The organism is Xaviernesmea rhizosphaerae (assembly GCF_001938945.1).
GTDB lineage: Bacteria > Pseudomonadota > Alphaproteobacteria > Rhizobiales > Rhizobiaceae > Xaviernesmea > Xaviernesmea rhizosphaerae.
In genome coordinates this window covers 166,274-185,689 of sequence record NZ_MKIO01000021.1, presented here as the reverse complement: position 1 = coordinate 185,689, position 19,416 = coordinate 166,274, and the positions used below count along the sequence as shown (strand labels likewise).

Annotated in this window: 19 protein-coding genes; 10 read left to right on the top strand and 9 right to left on the bottom strand. The window is 65.3% G+C overall.

Going from position 1 to position 19,416, the window contains the following annotated elements:
- Positions 1-11: 11 nt before the first annotated feature.
- Together BJF92_RS04635 and BJF92_RS04630 are read right to left on the bottom strand one after the other, a co-directional pair.
- Positions 12-632, bottom strand: a complete 621-nt coding sequence (locus tag BJF92_RS04635) for a TetR/AcrR family transcriptional regulator (RefSeq protein WP_075633595.1) — start codon at positions 630-632, stop codon at positions 12-14.
- Positions 633-812: 180 nt separating this feature from the next.
- Entirely contained in the window at positions 813-1,277 is a 465-nt protein-coding gene (locus BJF92_RS04630; protein ID WP_075633594.1) for an Lrp/AsnC family transcriptional regulator, read from the bottom strand.
- 169 nt (positions 1,278-1,446) lie between these two features.
- Between BJF92_RS04630 and BJF92_RS04625 the strand changes: the two genes are divergently transcribed.
- Complete coding sequence (locus BJF92_RS04625; RefSeq protein WP_075633593.1) at positions 1,447-2,157, top strand: aspartate/glutamate racemase family protein; 711 nt, start codon at positions 1,447-1,449, stop codon at positions 2,155-2,157.
- Positions 2,158-2,228: 71 nt separating this feature from the next.
- On the opposite strand, the gene BJF92_RS04620 is transcribed toward BJF92_RS04625, so the two are convergent.
- The gene (locus tag BJF92_RS04620) at positions 2,229-2,657 is read right to left on the bottom strand and encodes a winged helix-turn-helix transcriptional regulator (RefSeq protein WP_075633934.1); all 429 of its coding nucleotides are present in this window, start codon (positions 2,655-2,657) and stop codon (positions 2,229-2,231) included.
- Between the two features lie 291 nt (positions 2,658-2,948).
- Here BJF92_RS04620 and BJF92_RS04615 point away from each other — a divergent pair, with 291 nt between their 5' ends.
- Together BJF92_RS04615 and BJF92_RS04610 are read left to right on the top strand one after the other, a co-directional pair.
- Positions 2,949-3,824 carry an NAD(P)H-binding protein gene (locus BJF92_RS04615; RefSeq protein ID WP_075633592.1) on the top strand — a complete coding sequence of 292 codons (876 nt, stop codon included), beginning with the start codon at positions 2,949-2,951 and terminating at the stop codon, positions 3,822-3,824.
- Positions 3,825-3,905: 81 nt separating this feature from the next.
- On the top strand, positions 3,906-4,895 hold the full coding sequence (locus BJF92_RS04610; RefSeq protein ID WP_075633591.1) for a bifunctional helix-turn-helix transcriptional regulator/GNAT family N-acetyltransferase: 990 nt from the start codon (positions 3,906-3,908) through the stop codon (positions 4,893-4,895).
- 112 nt (positions 4,896-5,007) lie between these two features.
- Here the strand turns inward: BJF92_RS04610 and BJF92_RS04605 are convergent, their stop codons facing one another.
- A complete protein-coding gene (locus BJF92_RS04605; RefSeq protein WP_075633590.1) occupies positions 5,008-5,763 on the bottom strand; it encodes a pyridoxine 5'-phosphate synthase in 756 nt (251 codons plus the stop codon).
- A 293-nt stretch (positions 5,764-6,056) separates the two neighbouring features.
- Here BJF92_RS04605 and BJF92_RS04600 point away from each other — a divergent pair, with 293 nt between their 5' ends.
- Positions 6,057-6,560 carry a DUF4405 domain-containing protein gene (locus BJF92_RS04600; protein WP_075633933.1) on the top strand — a complete coding sequence of 168 codons (504 nt, stop codon included), beginning with the start codon at positions 6,057-6,059 and terminating at the stop codon, positions 6,558-6,560.
- 91 nt (positions 6,561-6,651) lie between these two features.
- Here BJF92_RS04600 and BJF92_RS04595 read toward each other — a convergent pair whose 3' ends face one another.
- A complete protein-coding gene (locus BJF92_RS04595; protein WP_075633932.1) occupies positions 6,652-7,782 on the bottom strand; it encodes an ATP-dependent DNA helicase in 1,131 nt (376 codons plus the stop codon).
- Positions 7,783-8,154: 372 nt separating this feature from the next.
- Between BJF92_RS04595 and BJF92_RS04590 the strand changes: the two genes are divergently transcribed.
- On the top strand, positions 8,155-9,249 hold the full coding sequence (locus BJF92_RS04590; RefSeq protein ID WP_075633589.1) for an AbrB family transcriptional regulator: 1,095 nt from the start codon (positions 8,155-8,157) through the stop codon (positions 9,247-9,249).
- A gap of 33 nt (positions 9,250-9,282) precedes the next feature.
- On the opposite strand, the gene BJF92_RS04585 is transcribed toward BJF92_RS04590, so the two are convergent.
- Entirely contained in the window at positions 9,283-9,852 is a 570-nt protein-coding gene (locus tag BJF92_RS04585; RefSeq protein ID WP_075633588.1) for a GNAT family N-acetyltransferase, read from the bottom strand.
- 36 nt (positions 9,853-9,888) lie between these two features.
- Complete coding sequence (serB, locus tag BJF92_RS04580) at positions 9,889-10,785, bottom strand: phosphoserine phosphatase SerB (RefSeq protein WP_075633587.1); 897 nt, start codon at positions 10,783-10,785, stop codon at positions 9,889-9,891.
- On the opposite strand from serB, the gene miaA reads away from it, so the two are divergent.
- Positions 10,784-11,737: a tRNA (adenosine(37)-N6)-dimethylallyltransferase MiaA gene (gene miaA, locus BJF92_RS04575; protein ID WP_075633586.1), complete on the top strand. Its 954-nt coding sequence runs from the start codon at positions 10,784-10,786 to the stop codon at positions 11,735-11,737. The genes serB and miaA overlap by 2 nt on opposite strands.
- Positions 11,738-11,790: 53 nt before the next feature.
- On the opposite strand, the gene BJF92_RS04570 is transcribed toward miaA, so the two are convergent.
- Positions 11,791-13,722 (bottom strand): ATP-binding protein, encoded by a 1,932-nt coding sequence (locus BJF92_RS04570; protein ID WP_425356446.1) that lies wholly within the window; start codon positions 13,720-13,722, stop codon positions 11,791-11,793.
- 412 nt (positions 13,723-14,134) lie between these two features.
- Here BJF92_RS04570 and BJF92_RS04565 point away from each other — a divergent pair, with 412 nt between their 5' ends.
- From BJF92_RS04565 to ilvN, 4 genes are read left to right on the top strand one after another with little or no spacing between them, the layout of a single operon-like run.
- Entirely contained in the window at positions 14,135-15,922 is a 1,788-nt protein-coding gene (locus tag BJF92_RS04565; protein WP_075633584.1) for an acetolactate synthase 3 large subunit, read from the top strand.
- Positions 15,923-15,979: 57 nt separating this feature from the next.
- The gene (locus tag BJF92_RS04560; RefSeq protein ID WP_158032185.1) at positions 15,980-16,297 is read left to right on the top strand and encodes an AbrB/MazE/SpoVT family DNA-binding domain-containing protein; all 318 of its coding nucleotides are present in this window, start codon (positions 15,980-15,982) and stop codon (positions 16,295-16,297) included.
- Positions 16,278-16,703 carry a type II toxin-antitoxin system VapC family toxin gene (locus BJF92_RS04555; RefSeq protein WP_075633582.1) on the top strand — a complete coding sequence of 142 codons (426 nt, stop codon included), beginning with the start codon at positions 16,278-16,280 and terminating at the stop codon, positions 16,701-16,703. Before BJF92_RS04560 ends, BJF92_RS04555 begins: the two co-directional genes overlap by 20 nt.
- On the top strand, positions 16,700-17,272 hold the full coding sequence (ilvN, locus tag BJF92_RS04550; RefSeq protein ID WP_075633581.1) for an acetolactate synthase small subunit: 573 nt from the start codon (positions 16,700-16,702) through the stop codon (positions 17,270-17,272). The genes BJF92_RS04555 and ilvN overlap by 4 nt, the downstream gene beginning before the upstream one ends.
- 285 nt (positions 17,273-17,557) lie before the next feature.
- Here ilvN and BJF92_RS04545 read toward each other — a convergent pair whose 3' ends face one another.
- Positions 17,558-19,249 (bottom strand): Do family serine endopeptidase, encoded by a 1,692-nt coding sequence (locus tag BJF92_RS04545; protein WP_075633931.1) that lies wholly within the window; start codon positions 19,247-19,249, stop codon positions 17,558-17,560.
- Positions 19,250-19,416: the final 167 nt, after the last annotated feature.

Here is a 19,416-nt window from a genome sequence, read left to right as displayed (position 1 = left end):
GGCGGAAAGCCTTAGATGCCGTGCAGGCGAAGAAAGGCGGCCACCGCCTTCTCTGCCCGTGGTCCGAAGCTTGCCGCGTCAGGCTTCTCGCCCAGCAGCCAGCGCAGATGCTGGTCCGTGACGATCAGCCCGTAGAGCGTCGCATAGGCCTCGCCCGCCTCGTCGAAGGCGAGCAGGCCCGCGTCGCGCGCCGCCTCCAGCAGCGCCTCGATCCGCCGCCCGATCCCGCGCCGGCCGCGCTCCTGCAGCAGCCGGCCGAGCCGGGCCCCCTCGCCGCTCGCCTGGCCGATCGCCAGCCGGTTCAGCGCCAGCGAGGCATCGCTCGCCAGAACCGCCAGAAGCTCGCGGGCGAACTCCTCCAGGCGCTGGCGCAGCTCAGCCGCGTTCAGCAGGCCTTCCGCTTCCGCCGGCACGCGCACCTTGCGCGCCTGAAACTCGATCACCGCCGAAAGAAGCCCGTCGCGGTCGCCAAACCACTTATAGAGGCTCTCCTTCGAGCAATTGGCCGCCCGGGCCAGCCCTGCCGTCGTCAGCGCCTTTTCCCCACCTTCGACCAGCAGCCGCAACGCGCTGTCCAGAACGTCGTTCTGACGCGGCGAATAGGCTGTGCTGTCGGTTGCCGGAGCGGACATGGCGCTCTGCCTCTTCCCGTTCGGCCATCCCGCAACGTCGTCGGTTTGATCCATCCAAGTACCGTACCGTACGGTACGTTTGCGCGCCTCTTATGCGCCTCCTCGTAGGAAGCGTCAAGCCTCTTCTTGCGCTTGAACGAAAATCCCCCTCGCCGACCTGCTCCCCGCCCGGATGCGACCCTATCGCGCATAGGCCACCGGCAGCGCCTCACCGCTCTTCAGCGTCTCCATCGAAATCGAGGCCGTCACCTCGAACAGCGAGATGCGGCGGACGATGGTCTTGTAGACCACGTCGTAATGCTCGACGCTGGGCAGCACGATCTTGAGAATATAGTCATAGGTGCCGGTCAGGCGATGCACCTCGACGATCTCGGGAATATCGGCAATCACCCGACGAAAGGTCTCGATCCAGTCATCGGCATGGTGGGCCGTGCGGATCAGGGCGAAGACCGTTGTCGGCAGGCCGATCCGGGCGCGATCGAGGATCGCCACCCGGCGGGCGATATAGCCCTCGTCCTCCAGCCGCTGGATCCGACGCGAACAGGCCGACACCGAAAGATGCACCTTTTCGGCAATGGCGCCGATGCCCATCCCGGCATCCGCCTGCAGCTGCGCGAGAATCGCGCGATCTCGATCATCCAGCATGCAAAACGCGCTCCCTTCCAAAAAGTGTCGCAAATTTCTTGCGCAATATGCTCCTGTTGCGCAACAGGTAGGCGCAGTGCAGTCGTAATTCCCTCGAGTTTGCACGCACTTTTCGCTGCGGACACGGCATTCTTCTGGCATCGCAATCACCAAAAAAGGGAACGACACGATGCGGACGATTGGCCTGATCGGCGGAATGAGCTTCGAGAGTTCAGCGGTCTATTATCGCCTGGTCAATGAGGCCATGCGGACCGCGCTGGGGGGCCTGCATTCGGCCGAAGTCCTGATGCATTCGGTCGATTTCCAGTCAATCGTCGCCCTGCAAAAGGCCGGCCGCTGGGATGCCGCCGCCGATCGGCTGGCGAGCGTCGCGCGTGGGCTGGAGCGGGCGGGCGCGGACTGCGTGCTGATCTGCACCAACACCATGCATCTGGTGGCCGATGCCGTGCAAGCCGCCATCTCCGTGCCGCTTCTCAACATCATCGATGAAACCGCGGCCGCGCTTTCCGCCGCCGGCCGTCGCCGGCCCCTGCTGCTGGCCACGCGCTACACGATGGAGCATGGCTTTTATGCCGAGCGCATGGCGCGCCACGGCATCGAGATCCTGGTGCCCGGCGAGGCCGAGCGCGGCGATGCCCATGGCATCATCTTCGAGGAACTTTGCGCCGGCCAAGTCGTCGATGCCTCGCGCGCGCGGATGATGGCGATGATCGAAACGGCCCGCCGTCAGGGCGCCGATTCGGTCATTCTCGGCTGCACCGAGATCTGCCTGCTGCTCGACCCGGATGCCCTGCCCCTACCCGGCTTCGATTCCACGCGGATCCATGCCGACGCCGCCGTCCGCTTCGCGCTCGCAGATGTCAGGCGCGCCGCAGCCTGAGAGAACGTCATCCCTTGAAAGCACTTCGAGGCGCGCCCACCCGGCGCGCCTTTTTCATGCCAGATCGGCACTCATCCCTGATCGAATCGGGCACGTGCCGCGCGAATGGCCAGGTGATGGGTGGCCGACCAGTCCACCAGCGGCTCCAGCACCTGGTTGAAGGAGCGGCCGAGATCGGTCAGCTGATAGTCCACGCTCGGCGGCTTGGTCGGATAGACGGTGCGCACGATATAGCCGTCGCGCTCGAGATCGCGCAGCGTCTGCGTCAGCATGCGCTGGGAAATATCGGGGATCAGCCGCCGCAGCGCGGAAAAGCGCATCGGCCCATTACCCAGAGCCTGCACCATGAGCGTATTCCACTTGCCGCCGACATTGGACAGCACGTCGCGCACCGGGCAATTCTCCATGGAAAACGCGCGGCCATTGATGACGATCACCTTTTCGGCCGCCTCAAGCGCGGCATCGCCAAGGCCGTCGGCATGGGCGCGGCGGTGGGGCATTTCGTTCAAGGCGGTTCCCTCCAGGTTACCATCAGACAAAATACTGCCGCCTTTACAGACGGCGCGGAATGCAGAATGACAGACAGGTCTCGTTTAGGAACCATATACCGGAACGAGAGAGGGACGACAACCAGACCGGCTTCCGGGCTTCACCCGGGATACGGAAAGCTTCACGGCCGGCACGCTTCGCCCATTGGCAGGATCGTGCCGCGCCAGATCCAGTACCGCTCCGCAAGAGGGGCGTCAGCCACACGCCCCATGAGGGGCGACACAAGGGAAAGGACCCGTTCCATGACCACCATTCTCGTCACCGGCGCTTCCGGCAAGCTCGGCGGCCTCGTGCTCGATCATCTCCTGGCATCGGGCAAGGTGACCCCGGGCGACCTCGTCGCCGGCAGCCGCGATCCGTCGAAGCTTTCGGCCTATGCCGAAAAGGGCGTTCAGACCCGCGCGGTCGATTTCGATGGCGACCTGTCGCAGGCCTTTGCCGGCATCGACGTGGCTTTGATCATCTCCACCGATGCGCTCGGCGAACCAGGCAAGCGCGAGGCCCAGCACAAGGCCGCCGTTGCCGCCGCCAAGGCCGCCGGCGTCGGCCATATTCTTTACACCTCGCTGCCGCAGGCCGAGCAGTCCGTCATCACCTTCGCGCCGGATCATCTCAACACGGAGCTGGCGATGAAGGCATCCGGCCTGCCCTATACGCTGTTGCGCGACGGCTGGTATGCGGAAAACCTGTTCATGTCCCTGCCGCATGCCGTGGCCAGCGGCCAGTGGTTCAGCGCCTGCGGCGAAGGCCGCAACAGCTATCTGGCGCGCACGGACATGGCCGCGGCGATTGCCGGCGCGCTGCTGCTGCCGGCGGAAAACAAGACCTACACGCTGACGGGCGAGGAAGCCTATACGGTGCGCGAGATCGCCGCGATGGCGGGCGCGGTCGCCGGCAAGGAAATCGCCGTCATCGACGTGACCGAAGAGCAGCTTTCCGAAGGCCTGAAGGCCGCCGGCCTTCCCGAAGGCTTCATTCCCACGCTGGTCTCCTTCGACGCCAACACCCGCCTCGGCCATTTCGAACCGGTGACTCAGGACGCCGCGATCCTTTCTGGCCGCAAGCCGCAATCGCTGAAAAGCTTCCTGGAAGAGAACAAGGCCGTCTTCGCCGGCTGAGCGATTCCATCAGGGCAAGGAGCGGCTTATTTGACTCCGTCAAATAGATCATGGATAAAGTCCACAGAATGAGGGCTGGCCATGATTGATGACGATCTGATCCGCGATATCCGCGCTTTCAACCGCGCTTACACCAACCGTCTCGGCCTTCTCGGCCGAGACTATCTGAACAGCCCCTATACGCTCACCGAAGCGCGAATCCTCTATGAGATCGGCGCGGCTGACGCGGGAATGACCGCCGCCGCGCTCTGTGCCACGCTGCATCTGGATCCCGCCTATCTCAGCCGGATTATCAAGGCGTTCCGAAACAGCGATCTGGTGCTCAGCCGCCCTGCGCCGAACGATCGGCGCAGCCAGATCCTGTACCTCACAGAAAAAGGTCTGTCGGAGTTCCGCACCCTGGGGGACCGCTCCGACGCGCAGATCGCTGAGGATCTGGTGCGGCTCGATAGCGAGCAGCTTCGGCGCGTCGCTCAGGCCGTGACGACGCTGCGCCGGCTGATCGATCCGAACATGCCGGCAGCACTCCCGGCGCCCGCGATCATCAGGCCTTGCCGCACAGGCGACATCGGCTGGCTGATCGAAGCACAGGCGATTGCCTATCGGCGGGATCAGGGCTTCGATCATCGCTTTGAAGGGCTGGTGGCGCAGATTGCCGGCGATTTCCTCAGCCGTGCCCCTTCGCCGCGCGAGGCCTGCTGGATCGCCGAGGCGGAGGGCGAACGCCTGGGCTCGATCATGGTGACGGAAGGCGATGCGCAGACCGCCAAACTGCGCCTGCTCTTCGTCGAGCGCCGCGCCCGCGGTCTCGGACTGGGCCGGGCGCTGGTCAGGACCGTGATCGACTTCGCCCGCGGACAGGGCTATCGCCAGCTGACCCTGTGGACCAACGACGTGCTGAAGCCCGCGCTGAAACTCTATGAGACCAGCGGCTTCCATCTGGCGAAGGAGGAGCCGCATGACGCATTCGGCGTGCCTGGCATGAGCCAGACCTGGGTGCTCGATCTCCTGGGCGATGCGCCGGCGGACCTCGCAGGCGCAAGCGCATCGGCGACGGCCTCGGCAGCCTGAGCCTAGAGCATCGGACTGAAAATCATACTCAGCCCGATGCTCTAGTTTTTTGTTTTTGCATCGGATTTTTCCGAAAACCGGTTCCCACTTTTCGGTCCGATGCTCTAGGTGATCAATCCACCGTCTGGCCGCAGGCCCGGCGGAAGCGGCGCACCGTCTCGGCCATCCCGTATTCCAGCGCATCGGCCGTCAGCCCATGGCCGATCGAGACTTCGGCGAGCGCCGGAATATGGCGCACCAGACGCGGCAGATTGTCGACCGTCAGATCATGGCCGGCATTGACGCCGAGCCTCAGCGCACCGGCGATCTCCGCCGTCTGCCCCAATTCTTCGGCAATCCGCTCGGCAGCAGCTTCATCCGCATAGGTGCCGCCATAGGGGCCGGTGTAAAGCTCGATCCGGTCGGCACCGACGGCGCGCGCAATCTCGAGCGCCTCGCGGTCCGGCACGCCATCGGCAAACAGCGACACGCGGAACCCCTCGTCATGCAGCCGGCTGCAGACATCCGTCAGCATCGCCTGATGCACACGAAAATCCCAGCCATGGTCGGAGGTCGCCTGCGCCGGATCGTCGGGCACCAGCGTCACCTGTTCCGGCCGATGCTCGGCGACCAGCTCCAGGAAATCCGCGCTCGGATAGCCCTCCATGTTGAACTCGGCGTGGGAAAATTCCGTGTCGATCAGCGCACGGATCGGCGCCAGATCGGAGAAGCGGATGTGGCGCTGGTCGGGACGCGGATGCACCGTCAGCCCGCTCGCCCCGGCTGCAAGCGCGATGCGGCCGATGCCGGTCACCGACGGCCAGGGCAGATCGCGGCGGTTGCGCAGCATGGCGATGGCGTTGAGATTGACGGAAAGCAGAGCGGCCATAGCGGGACTCACAGAAGAAACGGATGTGCCCCTCTCTTAATCGAAGCGCACGGGAAAAGGTGCAGCGGTTTTGTGACGGGAACAACTATTCGCGACCGTCTCGCCAAAAGCGCAGAGGCCGCGCGCGCAGCGCAGCGCCGGCCAAGATGACAGGGATTTAACGGGACTCAGAGCGCGCCGGCGGCTAGATGCTGGTGACGAGGACGAGCGATCGTCACCGGATGGGGGCCCGCGGTCTCGATCCCGCCACCCGCCGCATCCTGTCCCGCCGCCTCGCTTTTCCGGAGCACCCCATGCCTGCCCTGCTCTCGCGCTATGCCACTCCGCTCACCACCGGACTGTTCCTCGTCTCCCTCATTTCCGGGATCGGCCTGTTCTTTCACTGGAGCGAGCCGGCGTTCAAGGGCATGCATGAATGGCTGAGCATGGTGCTGATCCTGCCCTTCCTCTTGCATCTGTGGCGAAACTGGCGGCCGCTGACGGCGTATCTGAAACGCCCGCCCATGGCGGCGGCGCTGGGGCTGTCGATGGTCGCGGCCATCGCCTTTGCCTGGCCGGCCCTGACCGGCAGCACCGTGCGCCGCGCCCCGCCGCAGATCGTGCTGGCGCAGGCGCTCATGGCCAGCACGCCCGCCGAACTTTCGGTGGTTCTTCACCGCACGCCGGAGGATATCGTCTCTTCGCTGACCGCGCGCGGCCTGCAGGCAACGGCCGGGAAAAGCCTGACTGCGACGGCCACGGAAGCGGGCAAGAGCGAGCGTGAAGCCCTGGCGGCCCTTGCCGCCCTTCTGCATTGACCTTCGCTGAACCGCTGCACTTGCCTCTGCAGCGGCCCGGCCGGCCCCCCAGGCAATGGCGGCTGACCCTTGCGAGCGATCGGCGACGCGCTCAGCGCACGATGGTCAGCGTCTCGGCGGCGCGGGTAATGCCGGTATAGAGCCAGCGCTCGCGGCTGTCGCGGAAGGCGAAGCTCTCGTCGAACAGCACGACATTGTTCCATTGCGAGCCCTGTGCCTTGTGCACGGTCAGCGCATAGCCATAGTCGAACTCGTCATAGCGCTTGCGCGTCGACCAGGGGATCTCGCCCTCGCTCTCCTCAAAGGCGGCCTTGAGCAGCTTGATCTTGGCCGCGCCGCGATCCATGTCGTCATCCTCGGGCCGGATCATCAGATTGATCCCCGGCTTTACCGTCTCCTTGGACGAGGTCATGACCTGCCACAGCGAGCCGTTGAGCAGACCCTTGGCGGGGTCGTTACGCAGGCAGACAAGCTTGTCGCCGGATTGCGGATAGTCGGTGGAAAAGCCCTTCAGTTCGCGCAGGCGCGAATTGTAGCGCTTGCGCGTCCGGTTGGTGCCGACCAGCACCTGATCGGCCTCCAGCACCAGGGCCTGCGTCACCTCGTTCTTGGAAATGACGCGCGCGCCCTCGCCATAATCGCCATACATGATCTCCCTGCCCTCGCGCACCTGCATGGCGAGCTGGATGATCGGATTGTCGCGCGCCTGTCGGTGGATCTCGGTCAGCAGGAAATCCGGCTCTTCATTGGTGAAGAAACCGCCGCCGGAGACCGGCGGCAGCTGGCCGGGATCGCCAAGCACGAGGATCGGCGTGCCGAAGCTCATCAGGTCGCGCCCCAGCGCCTCGTCCACCATCGAGCATTCGTCGACGATGATCAAAGCCGCCTTGGCCACCGGGCTCTGGCGGTTGATCGAGAACATCGGCGCGATCGAGGTCTTGCCGGTCTCCTCGTCGGAGACCTCCTCCTCGCCGCGCGGGCGATAGATCAGCGAATGGATTGTCCTGGCATTGCTGGCGCCCTTGGAGCGCAGCACCTGAGCGGCCTTGCCGGTGAAGGCGCAGAAGACGACATCGCCATCCACCTGCTCGGCAAAATGGCGGGCAAGCGTTGTCTTGCCCGTGCCGGCATAGCCGAACAGGCGAAAGAGCTGCCTGCGCCCTTCCTTCAGCCATCGGTCAACGGCCTTGAGCGCCTCATCCTGTTGTGGTGCGAACTGCATGCGCCGACATGGCAGGATTCGAGGCGAAAGCGCAACCGTCGCGGCTCGCCAGAGCGCGAAAGGAAACAAAAAAAGAACAAGAGCCGCGACCCGGGCGCAGCGGTGACGCGCCGCGGAGAGAAAAAGGCGGCGATTCAGCCGGCCGACCAGAGGCCAGACCGGAGACTGTGCGCGCCCGATCCGGCCCATCTTCCGCTCGCTTCCCCTGTCCGGCTCTGCTAGGAGTGCGGCGCAGCATCGCCCGGCCGCCGTGTTGACGCAGCATGAACCCCGCTGCCCTGTTCCGGCCACCGGGCCCCTCGACCCCGTGAAGCGCGAGCGCAGCCATGTGGCGCGCCGCCCCAGCACGGCCGACAGACTGGAGTGGAAAGCATGTCAACCGCGCCCGGCCCTGCCCCCGCGAGCGGCCTTGCCCGTCTGGCCAGGCCGGTGCAATGGGGGCTGCTGCTCGTCGCTTCCGCAGCGCTTGCGGCCATTCTGGAATGGTTCGGCCTGCCGGCGGCGCTGTTGATGGGGCCGATGCTGAGCGGCATCGCCTTCGGCCTTTCGGGCGCCACCATCCGGCTTGCCAAACCCTCGGTCATCGTCGCCCAGGCGCTGATCGGCACGATGATCGCCGGCGCCATCACCGGCAATATCCTGGTCACCTTCCTCGGCAATTGGCCGCTGTTCCTCGCCATCATCGTCGCCGTCATCGCCATGAGCACGCTGAGCGGCTGGGCCATCAGCCGGCTCAACATCCTGCCCGGCACCACGGCGATCTGGGGCTGCTCGGCAGGCGCCGCCGGCACGATGATGCTGATGGCCGAGGCCTATGGCGCCGATGCCCGTCTGGTGGCCTTCATGCAGTATCTGCGGGTGCTGTTCGTGGCCGGCTGCGCCGCGCTGGTCGCCCATTACTGGGTGGGCCTGAGCGGCCGGGAGCCGGCGCCGATCGACTTCTTCAACCCCGTGGAGCCGCTCGCCTTTGCCGAAACCATCGTCATGATGGTGGCCACCACCGCGCTCGGGCTGGCGCTGAAGCTGCCCGCCGGCGGCGTCATGGCGCCCTTCATCATCGGCGGCATCCTCAACGCCACGGGCGTCATCACTGTGGTGCTGCCCAACTGGCTGCTGACGATCGGCTATGCGCTGCTCGGCTGGAACATCGGCCTCGGCTTCAACCGCGCCATCGTCGCCCACGCCCGCCGCGCCCTGCTGCCCACCGTGCTGTCGATCGTCGTTCTGATTGGCCTGTCGGGCCTGCTCGCCGCGCTCTTGTCGAAGCTTGCCGGCATCGATCCCCTGACCGCCTATCTGGCCACCAGCCCCGGCGGCATGGATTCGATCGCCATCATCGCCGCATCAAGCGATGTCGACGTGCCCTTCGTCATGGCGCTGCAGACCGCGCGCCTCATCCTGGTCACGCTGATCGGCCCCGCTCTGGCGCGGATGATGGCGAACCGCACGCAGCCACTGGACGGCTGATCGCTCCAGACGAAGCCGGATCGACACTTGGCATCAGTCAGCCACCTTGCCGGCCGCATAGTGCTCGGCCGTCATGCGGTAGAGGACATGGCGCTTGAGATGGGGATGGCTGTCGGCGACGCGGGGATGGTCGAAATCGCCGTCCGGCACGTGGCTGAGCCCGATGCGCCGCATGACGGCGGTGGAGCGGTCATTGTTCGCCACGGCGAAGGACACGATCTCCGGCAGGCCGCGCTCCTTAAACCCATAGGCAAGCAACCGCTCGGCCGCCTCCGTCACATAGCCATGCCCCCAGAAGGGGCGCGCCAGGCGCCAGCCGACTTCGATCGTCTCCTCGGGCAGCAATGGCGCGAGATCGGCGCGCGCCAGCCCGCAGAAGCCGATAGCCGCGTCGTCCTGGCTGAGCGCCAGCGCGTAGAAGCCATAGCCTGTCTCGGCAATGCGCGCCCGGTTCTGGTCGAACAGCGCATCCGCCTCGGCCCGGTTGCGCCGCCGGGAGAAGAATTCCATTACCTGCGGATCGCTGTTGATGGTGAAGAACAGGTCACGGTCCTTCTCCTCCCAATTGCGCAGCGTCAGCCTTTCGGTCCGGGCGATGATCACAGGAACAGTCTCCTTCGGTCCGCCGCGGGCGCGCGTTCACGCCACCGGCTGGACGAAATCCGTCTTGCGGTAGCCCTGAATGTAGAGAAGCGCGGTGAGGTCGCCATGATCGATGCGGATGCGGGCCTGGGCGGCGACCGTCGGCTTGGCATGCAGGGCGACACCGGCGCCGGCAAGCTGGATCATGCCGAGATCATTGGCGCCATCGCCCACCGCCATGGCATCCTCAGGCGTCAGACCAAGCCTGGCGGCGATCTCGACCAGCGCCTCCACCTTGGCCTCGCGGCCGAGGATCGGGCGTTCCACCGCGCCGGTCAGCTGGCCGCCTTCCGCAACGAGCCGGTTGGCGCGGTGCTCGTCGAAACCGAGGATTTTCGAGACGGGGCCTGTAAACAGGGTGAAGCCGCCGGAGACCAGGGCGGTATAGCAGCCCTTGGCCTTCATCGTCGCGATCAGCTCCGGTCCGCCCGGCATCAGCGTGATGCGCTTGGCCAGCACATCGTCGATCACCGACAACGGCAGGCCTTTCAGCAGGGCGACACGCTCGATCAGGGCGGGCTCGAAGGCGATTTCCCCGTTCATGGCGCGGGCGGTGATGGCGGAGACCTTGTCCTTCAGGCCCACTTCCGCCGCGAGTTCGTCGATGCATTCCTGCTGGATCATGGTGGAATCCATGTCGGCGACCAGAAAGGCCTTGCGCCTGTCATCGGCCACCTGCACCACGATATCCACCGGCGCGCCATCGAGGGCTGCCCGCAGCGCGGCTTCGGCTTCTTCGGCCGGCTGGCCGTCCTTCAGCGCGAGATCGCAGGCAATGCCATCGGCCAGCCAATAAAGGCCGGAGGCGGAAGCCGCCTCGGCCGCGCGTTCGCCGAGGGCCGGCGTCAGAACGGGGTTTGACGGAGCGGCGACAAGCGTGGCAACGAGAGCCATGATGCAAAACCTCGAAAAGCGGAACGGCCGGACAATCGACGCGATCCTGATAACCGGGCCGACGGCCAGCGGCAAGTCCGCGCTCGCCCTTGATCTGGCGCGCCGCCATGGCGGCGTCGTGGTCAATGCCGACAGCATGCAGGTCTATGACATCCTGCAGGTGCTAACCGCGCGGCCATCGCTGGAGGATATGGAGGGCATCGACCACCGGCTCTATGGCCATGTTCCGCCGCAGGCGGCCTATTCCACTGGCGATTGGCTGCGTGAGGCCGTGGCGCTGCTCGCTTGTCTTGAGAAGGAAGGCCGCCTGCCCGTGTTCGTCGGCGGCACCGGCCTTTACTTCAAGGCTCTGACCGGCGGGCTGGCCGAAATGCCCGCCGTGCCCGCGCCCGTGCGCGAAAGGCTCCGCGCGCGTCTGGCTGAGGAGGGCGCGCCGGCGCTGCATGCCGAACTGGCCGAAAAGGATCCGCAAGGCGCCGCCCTGCTCAAGCTCAATGACGGCCAGCGCATCGTGCGCGCGCTGGAGATCATCGCGGTCAGCGGCCGCTCGATCCAGGACTGGCAAGCGGCGGGCGGCCCGATAGCAATTGCGCCGGACAAAGCGCTGAAGATCGTGGTGCAGCCCGACCGCGCGCTGCTGGCCGAGCGCATCGACCGGCGCTTCGCGACAATGTTCGAAGCCGGCGCGGTGGAGGAGGTCGAAGCGCTGCTCGCGCTGCGCCTGCCGCCGGCCATGCCGGCGATGAAGGCGATCGGCGTGCCGCAGATCGCCGCCATGCTCGAGGGGGACATGACGCCGGCCCAGGTCATCGAAACCAGCGCCGCCGCCACCCGCCAATATGCCAAGCGACAGATGACCTGGTTCCGCAACCAGCTCGATGAAAGCTGGATCCGGCTCGATCCGGCGGATGGGGCGGCGAAGGACGTGATCGGGGCAACATCCGCACTGTGACAATGCAATCTGCGCGACACGCCTTCGTCGCGTCGCACGGTCAGTTGCTTTTGTCAGCCCTTCCTCGGCGTCCCGCCGCCCGGCCGGCGGTCGGGTCCGCTGTCCGTGCTCAGGATCTGCCGGCGCAGGGCGTTGAAGCGGTCTGCCTGCGGATTGCCGAAGCGGCTCTCGGGCATGCCGGCGCCGGGCAGCATGGAGGGTGAATAGGGCTCGAACCCCTGGCTGCCCGAAGACGCATCACGGTCGAGAATACCGGGCGGCTCGCTTGTCGCGCGCTCGGACATGGCCTCGTAACGCTGCTGGAAGCCGGTGATGTCGGGGCTGGCGACGGCGCGCATGCGGGCGACGATGGTGTTGACGTCAAGCGGTCGTCCTTCGGCCGTCCAGCCCTCCTCGCCGTGCTGATGCGGGCGCGGCAGGCGGTTCGGCGGCAGGCGGGTGAAGCGCATGCGCATCGGCACGGCCACCGCTTCGCCAAAGGCGATTGCCTCGCCATTGCCGATGGCCGAAAGGAAGGTCGTGGTCGAGCTGGACGAGGTCGGGATGGCCGAGCGAATGATCTCCTGGTCGCGCAGATTGGCCAGCCGCATGGCAAAGACGGTCGAGCATTGCGACAGGATGGTCTGGTCCAGCTCGCTCGGCCGCTGGGTGACGATACCAAGGGAGACGCCATATTTGCGCCCTTCCTTGGCGATGCGAGCAATGGCCTGGCGCGTCGGAAGAAAGCCGAGGGCGGCATCGGCCGGCACATAACGGTGCGCTTCCTCGCACAGCACCAGCACATGCACCGCGCCCTCGCTCCACAGGCCGATGTCGAAGGCCATGCGACAGAGGACCGAGGCCACGGCATTGACCACCTCGCCCGGAATGCCGGCAAGCTGAAAGGCCGTGATCGGCTTGCCATCGCCGGACAGGCGGAAGATCCGCGAGAGAATTTCCTGCAGGCTGTCCTCCACCGTGCCGGCGGCGAACATGAAGCGATAGCGCGGATCATCGAGTGCCGCGAGAAGCCGGGTCTTCAGCGCGCGCAGCGCCGGCTTGTCCGCCCGGCCTTCCAGACGGCCGATCCGCTCGTCGATCTGCGCCAGGAGATCGCTCATGCGATAGGGAACCGGCGTGTCGGCGGTCAGGCCGGCGCGTTCGGCCTGGCGCCGGATCAGCGCGCCATCCAGCCCGCCGCGAAAGGCGCGCTTGGCCTCGGGAATGGCTTCGCGCAGCACATCATATTCCTCCGGTGCTGCCGGCCGGCCGCGGAAGATCACCTCCGCGAATTCCTCCAGCCGCATCATCCAGAAAGGCAGTTCCAGCGTGTCGGTATCGATGGTGACGGCCTTGTCGGGAAAGGCCGCGGCAAATTCATTGTGCGGATCGAGAATCAGCACCCTCAGCTTCGGATCGGCTTCCACCGCCTTGCGCAGCAGCAGCGAGACGGAGGAAGACTTGCCGACGCCGGTTGAGCCGAGCACGGCGAAATGCTTGGAGAGCATGGAGGGAACATGGATGGTCGCCGCGATCGTCTCGTCCTGGGTCAGCTCGCCGATCGCGCAGCTATCGGGCAGGCCGCTGTCATAGATGCGGCGCAGATCCGCCTGGCGGATGCGGTGGGCGATGGCGCCGATGAAGGGATAGCGGGTGATGCCGGCCGAGAAGATCTCGCGGCCTTCCGCCTCCATCCGCACCTCACCCATCAGCTCGGCATCGACAAGAAAGACATTGTTGGCCGCTTCGCCCCAGGAAGACGTGGCCGTGCGCATGGAGGCGACCAGCGCCACGACGCGGTTGGTGCCGACCGAGATCGACACGAGGCGGCCGACCGACCACAGCTCGGTCAGCGTCGTCTCACCGTTCTGCGCTTCGGCGGCGATGACGACCTTGGTGCCGTCGCAGGCCACGACGCGTCCGAGAAAGCGGTTTCCGGGCGTCAGAACGTCGCGGCGGTCCCTGTCGCTTGCGCTGTCGGAACCGGTTTCTTGACCGTCGATCACAGGGCTGCCCTCATGCATTGCGCACCGACAATAACCGCGCCGGCTTTAAGAAGCCGTTCATGTGCGGGGCAAAAACTTGAGTGTTTTCTGCTGCGTCGCCGAAGAAAACCACGATATTGCGGGCGGTCTCGAAGAAAAGCGGCGCGTGAAAGCCAAGGCTTCCGCAAAATCGGCGGCAAAGCGTTGACGGGTCGAGGCTTTGCCGCTAACACTCCCGGCCATGATTATTCGCAAAGAAATTCTTGTGGTGGGTCGGCGCATGGGCAGGATGGTGTAACCATCCGGCGATAGCCACCCATGCGCGATCCAAGGCTCCTGACGGGGCCTTTTTTTATGCCTTCAAGACCCCAACCTGCCAAGACACCAGCCTGCCAAGACAGCTGACTGCCGAAACGAACGGGACGACAAGACCATGAGCGAGACAGACAATCGGATGACCGGCGCGGAAATCGTTCTGCGCGCGCTGAAGGACAATGGCGTCGAAGTGATCTTCGGCTATCCCGGCGGCGCCGTGCTTCCGATCTATGACGAGATCTTCCAGCAGGAAGACATCAAGCATATTCTGGTTCGCCACGAGCAGGGCGCCGGCCACATGGCCGAGGGCTATGCCCGCTCCACCGGCAAGTGCGGCGTCATGCTGGTCACGTCAGGCCCGGGCGCAACCAACGCCGTCACCCCGCTGCAGGACGCGCTGATGGACTCCATCCCGCTCGTCTGCATCTCTGGCCAGGTTCCCACCACCCTGATCGGCTCGGACGCCTTCCAGGAATGCGACACCGTCGGCATCACCCGCCCCTGCACCAAGCACAACTGGCTGGTCAAGGATGTCGACGAGCTGGCCGGCATCATCCATGAGGCCTTCCGCATCGCCCAGTCCGGCCGTCCGGGCCCCGTCGTCGTCGATATTCCCAAGGACGTCCAGTTCGCAACCGGCACCTATCGGCCGCCGGAAGCGGCACGCGTTCAGAAGAGCTACCAGCCGAAGCTTTCCGGCGACAGTGCCCGGATCGAGGAAGCCGTCGCGCTGATGTGCTCGGCCCGCCGTCCGATCATCTATTCCGGCGGCGGCGTGGTCAATTCCGGCCCCGAGGCTTCCACGCGCTTGCGCGAACTGGTCGCGCTCACCGGTTTCCCGATCACCTCGACCCTGATGGGTCTGGGTGCCTATCCGGCCTCCGGCGAGAACTGGCTGGGCATGCTCGGCATGCACGGCACCTACGAGGCGAACATGGCGATGCATGATTGCGACGTCATGGTCTGCATCGGCGCACGCTTCGACGACCGCATCACCGGCCGGCTGAACGCCTTCTCGCCGAATTCGAAGAAGATCCATATCGACATCGACCCCTCCTCGATCAACAAGATCGTCCATGTCGACGTGCCGGTTCTCGGCGATGTCGGCCGGGTCCTGGAAGACATGCTGCGGCTGTGGCGCGCCTCGGCCGACCAGGCAGACGCCGATCGCAAGGCCCAGCTGGCCGACTGGTGGAGCTCGATCCAGCGCTGGCGCGCCCGCAACTCGCTGGCCTATAAGCCGAGCAGCGACGTCATCATGCCGCAATATGCGATCCAGCGGCTCTACGCGCTGACCAAGGACCGCGACACCTACATCACCACCGAAGTCGGCCAGCACCAGATGTGGGCCGCGCAGTTCTACGGTTTCGAAAAGCCCAACCGCTGGATGACCTCCGGCGGGCTCGGCACCATGGGCTATGGCTTCCCGGCGGCGATTGGCGTTCAGGTCGCCCATCCCGAAAGCCTCGTCATCGACATAGCAGGCGATGCCTCGATCCAGATGTGCATCCAGGAAATGTCCTGCGCGGTGCAGTACGGCCTGCCGGTCAAGATCTTCATCCTCAACAACCAGTATATGGGGATGGTGCGCCAGTGGCAGCAGCTGCTGCATGGCAACCGGCTGTCCAACTCCTATACCGAGGCCATGCCCGACTTCGTCAAGCTAGCGGAAGCCTATGGCGGCGTCGGCATCCGCTGCGAGGATCCGGCGGAGCTCGACGATGCGATCCGCATGATGATCGACACCAAGGCGCCCGTGATCTTCGACTGCCGCGTGGCCAACCTTGCCAACTGCTTCCCGATGATCCCCTCGGGCAAGGCGCACAACGACATGCTGCTGCCCGACGAGGCGACCGACGAGGCGGTGGCCAACGCCATCGACGCCAAGGGCCGACAGCTGGTTTGATCGGCGGACGGGAAGGCTGTAATCTCGCAGGCCTTCCCGTCTGATCTGGAGCGGATGATGACCAGAGCGCGCATATCGGAAACCGGAACGCTGGTCCTGCCCCGCGCCCTGCGCGAGGCCGTGGGTCTTGCGCCGGGCGCTGAGGTGGAGATTTCGCAGTCGGGCGGCCGTCTGGTGGTCGAACCGGTGCCGCCCTCCGCGCCGGAGGTGGAACGGGAAACGAAGCCGCTGACGGCGGCGGCGTTTCTTGCACAACGCCTTCCCTATAATGGCACTGTGATCACGGATGAAATGATCGAGAAGGCTATTCTGGAGGAGGCCAAGCGCCGCTGGGAGCGTGTACAGCGACAGACAGATGAAGACCTACGCGATTGACACCAACATCCTCGTGCGCCTGCTCGTCCTTGTCGATGAGGAGCAGACGCGGATTGTCGAGGATCTGCTGATGCAGTCCCGCCTTGTTATTCTATGGAGCGTGCTCCTGGAAACGGAGTGGGTGTTGCGCAGCATCGTCAAGGCCGACCGGGCAAGCATCACCGAGAAGTTTAGGTCTCTTCTTTTTATGCCGTCTCTTCAGGTCGAGCGGGCCGAAGAGATGGCAAAAGTTCTCGACCTGCACGAGGCGGGAATGGACTTCGCCGATGCCATGCACCTCGTCTTGGCTGGCGCACGGACTTTCATCACTTTCGATCGCGCCCTGGTTCGGCGCGCGAAACGCAAATGGCCTGAAGCCAGGGTAGAACTGGCACAAGACGCTGGAGAGGACAGTCAAGGATCATGAACGCACACCTACAGCCGACGGGATCGGCCTATTTCATCGCCAAGGAAACCGAAAAGGCCGAGAAGCATACGCTGTCGGTGCTGGTGGACAACGAGCCGGGCGTTCTGGCACGCGTGATCGGTCTGTTTTCCGGCCGGGGCTACAACATCGAAAGCCTGACCGTGTCGGAGACGGAACATGAGGCGCATCTGTCGCGCATCACCATCGTCACCCGCGGCACACCGCATGTGCTGGAACAGATCAAGGCGCAGCTGGAGCGCATCGTGCCGGTGCACCGCGTTGTCGATCTGACGGTGCGCGCCAATGCGCTCGGCCATGAGCGGCCGATCGAGCGCGAAGTCGCTCTGCTCAAGGTGCGCGGGGATGGCGAGACGCGCGCCGAGACGCTGCGTCTGGCCGATGCCTTCCACGCCAAGGTGGTAGACGCCACGATCGAACACTTTATCTTCGAGATCACCGGCAAATCCTCCAAGATCGACCAGTTCGTGGCCATCGTGAAGCCGCTCGGCCTCATCGAGATCTGCCGCACGGGCATCGCCGCCATGAACCGCGGCGCGCAGGGCATGTGAGCCAAGAGCAGACGATCACCCTGTGATCGTCTGCCGGCCGACAGGGCTCACTTCTCGCAAGACAGGGCTTATCTCTCGCAAGATGGTGTCCTCGGGTTCGCGCCCGGGGATAGGCTGCAATGAAAGCATGCCGCGCAAACGCGGCCGACGGCCTTGCGATCACCCTTTACGGCGAAAAGGTCGAGGGCGCGGGATGCCAATCCGAAAGATCGCGACGCGCCTGAGAACATCGGGCCGAAAAACCGGATCCGTTCTTCGGCCCTCTGCCGTCGGTCAGGGCCGACGCTACTCGATCCTCAGGGTGACGAAACGCAGCTCGCCTGCTTTGTTCGCCACCATCATCAGCGCATTGCGACGGCCGCTGGCCTTGAGTTCCTCGACGCGGGCGACGACGTCCTCGGGCGTCTTCATTCCTTCCTGACCGATTTCCATGATCACATCACCCGGCTGCAGCCGGCGGTCGGCGGCAGGCGATTGCGGGGTCACCTCGGTGATCAGCACGCCCTCGACGGTTTGCACCACGGAAAACTGCTTGCGGGTTTCGGGCGTCAGCGCGGCGAGTTTCATCCCGAGAACGGCATCGGCGGCCGGAAGGGTGGCGGCGGGCGGCTCCGCCTGGTCGGTGCCCTCGCCTTTATTGCCATCGCCCTTGTTGTCCGCGCCCTCGTCGGGCGTATCGTCGGGTTCGTCGGCGCCGGGCGCGGCCTTGTTCTTGCCGGCTGCGTCCTTGTCGGCCGCCGGCTCGCTGTCTTCCAGCCGGCCGAGCGTCACCTTGACCGTCATTTCCTTGCCGTCGCGAAACAGGACGACGTCAACGGCCTGGCCGACGGGGCTCTCGGCGACGATGCGCGGCAGGTCGCGCATCTCCTCGATCTCCTCGCCGGCGAACTTGACGATCACGTCGCCCGGCTTGATCTCGCCATTCTTGATCGGGCCGTTGTCGATGATGCCGGCCACCATCGCCCCGCGCGGCGTGTCCATCTTCAGGCTTTCGGCAATCTGGTCGGTCACGGGCTGGATGCGCACGCCGAGCCAGCCGCGCCGGGTCTCGCCGAATTCCTTGAGCTGCTGCACGACATTCTGCGCCAGCTCTGTCGGCACGGAGAAGCCGATGCCGATCGAGCCGCCCGAGGGCGAGATGATCGCCGTGTTGATGCCGATCACCTCGCCATACATGTTGAACAGCGGGCCGCCGGAATTGCCGCGGTTGATGGCGGCATCGGTCTGGATGAAATTGTCATAGGGGCCGGCATTGATGTTGCGCCCGCGGGCCGAGACGATGCCGATCGTGACGGAGCCGCCCAGGCCGAACGGGTTGCCGATCGCCATCACCCAGTCGCCGATCCGCATGCGGCGCGAATCGCCGAAGGGCACGGCGACGAGAGGCTTGCGCGGCTCGACCTTCAAGAGCGCCAGATCGGTCTTGGTATCGCGGCCGACCAGCCTGGCCTTGAGCTTGGAGCCATTGGCGAAATTGACCTCGATATCGTCGGCGCCCTCGATGACGTGATTGTTGGTGACGATGAAGCCGGCGGGATCGATGACGAAGCCGGAGCCGAGCGATTCGACCTTGCGGCCGGCATTGTTTTCGCCGCCCTGGCCGTTGAAGAAATCATTGAAGAAGTCCTGGAAGGGCGAGCCTTCAGGCACCTTCGGGCTCGGTGTGTCGTCGTCGTTCTTGACGTTCTGCGAGGTGGAGATGTTCACCACGGCATCAAGCAGACCGGCGGCGAGATCGGCCACGGATGCCGGCCCCTGTGCCGCATGGCGGGCAGAGGGCGCGAGGCCAGGCTGCAGCGGCTTGCCCGTCGGCGGCGCGGGAAGCGCCTGCGGCTCGCTGGCCGGCGGCTGCGGGGCTGCGGGCGCCTGGGCAAAGCCGGGCCCGGCCGGAAGCGCCAGCCCCAGCGCCAGGAGGCCGGCGAGAATGCCGCGCTGGGAGAGCGTCGAAGAAAAGCGCGGACGGTGCGGCGAGCCCATAAGGGGACCTTTCGGCTGATGCGGCATGACGCGCGCAAAATGGACGATGACGCGAAAGCGCGCAAGCCGGACGGGCTGACGCTTGGTCACGGTAACATCGGTGCATCGCGGCGATGCGCCCGCTCAAGAGCAAAGGATAGGAGCCCCGCCCGACCCGTCTAGTCATG

What these genes read in the sequence shown, in the direction of transcription:
- BJF92_RS04600 (WP_075633933.1), top strand. Translation starts at nt 6,057, where the DNA reads ATGCCTGCCCTGCTCTCGCGCTATGCCACTCCGCTCACCACCGGACTG.
- BJF92_RS04630 (WP_075633594.1), bottom strand. Translation starts at nt 1,277, where the DNA reads ATGCTGGATGATCGAGATCGCGCGATTCTCGCGCAGCTGCAGGCGGAT.
- BJF92_RS04590 (WP_075633589.1), top strand. Translation starts at nt 8,155, where the DNA reads ATGTCAACCGCGCCCGGCCCTGCCCCCGCGAGCGGCCTTGCCCGTCTG.
- BJF92_RS04545 (WP_075633931.1), bottom strand. Translation starts at nt 19,249, where the DNA reads ATGGGCTCGCCGCACCGTCCGCGCTTTTCTTCGACGCTCTCCCAGCGC.
- BJF92_RS04625 (WP_075633593.1), top strand. Translation starts at nt 1,447, where the DNA reads ATGCGGACGATTGGCCTGATCGGCGGAATGAGCTTCGAGAGTTCAGCG.
- BJF92_RS04560 (WP_158032185.1), top strand. Translation starts at nt 15,980, where the DNA reads ATGACCAGAGCGCGCATATCGGAAACCGGAACGCTGGTCCTGCCCCGC.
- BJF92_RS04610 (WP_075633591.1), top strand. Translation starts at nt 3,906, where the DNA reads ATGATTGATGACGATCTGATCCGCGATATCCGCGCTTTCAACCGCGCT.
- BJF92_RS04620 (WP_075633934.1), bottom strand. Translation starts at nt 2,657, where the DNA reads ATGCCCCACCGCCGCGCCCATGCCGACGGCCTTGGCGATGCCGCGCTT.
- miaA (WP_075633586.1), top strand. Translation starts at nt 10,784, where the DNA reads ATGATGCAAAACCTCGAAAAGCGGAACGGCCGGACAATCGACGCGATC.
- BJF92_RS04555 (WP_075633582.1), top strand. Translation starts at nt 16,278, where the DNA reads ATGAAGACCTACGCGATTGACACCAACATCCTCGTGCGCCTGCTCGTC.
- serB (WP_075633587.1), bottom strand. Translation starts at nt 10,785, where the DNA reads ATGGCTCTCGTTGCCACGCTTGTCGCCGCTCCGTCAAACCCCGTTCTG.
- BJF92_RS04605 (WP_075633590.1), bottom strand. Translation starts at nt 5,763, where the DNA reads ATGGCCGCTCTGCTTTCCGTCAATCTCAACGCCATCGCCATGCTGCGC.
- BJF92_RS04565 (WP_075633584.1), top strand. Translation starts at nt 14,135, where the DNA reads ATGAGCGAGACAGACAATCGGATGACCGGCGCGGAAATCGTTCTGCGC.
- BJF92_RS04635 (WP_075633595.1), bottom strand. Translation starts at nt 632, where the DNA reads ATGTCCGCTCCGGCAACCGACAGCACAGCCTATTCGCCGCGTCAGAAC.
- BJF92_RS04595 (WP_075633932.1), bottom strand. Translation starts at nt 7,782, where the DNA reads ATGCAGTTCGCACCACAACAGGATGAGGCGCTCAAGGCCGTTGACCGA.
- ilvN (WP_075633581.1), top strand. Translation starts at nt 16,700, where the DNA reads ATGAACGCACACCTACAGCCGACGGGATCGGCCTATTTCATCGCCAAG.
- BJF92_RS04615 (WP_075633592.1), top strand. Translation starts at nt 2,949, where the DNA reads ATGACCACCATTCTCGTCACCGGCGCTTCCGGCAAGCTCGGCGGCCTC.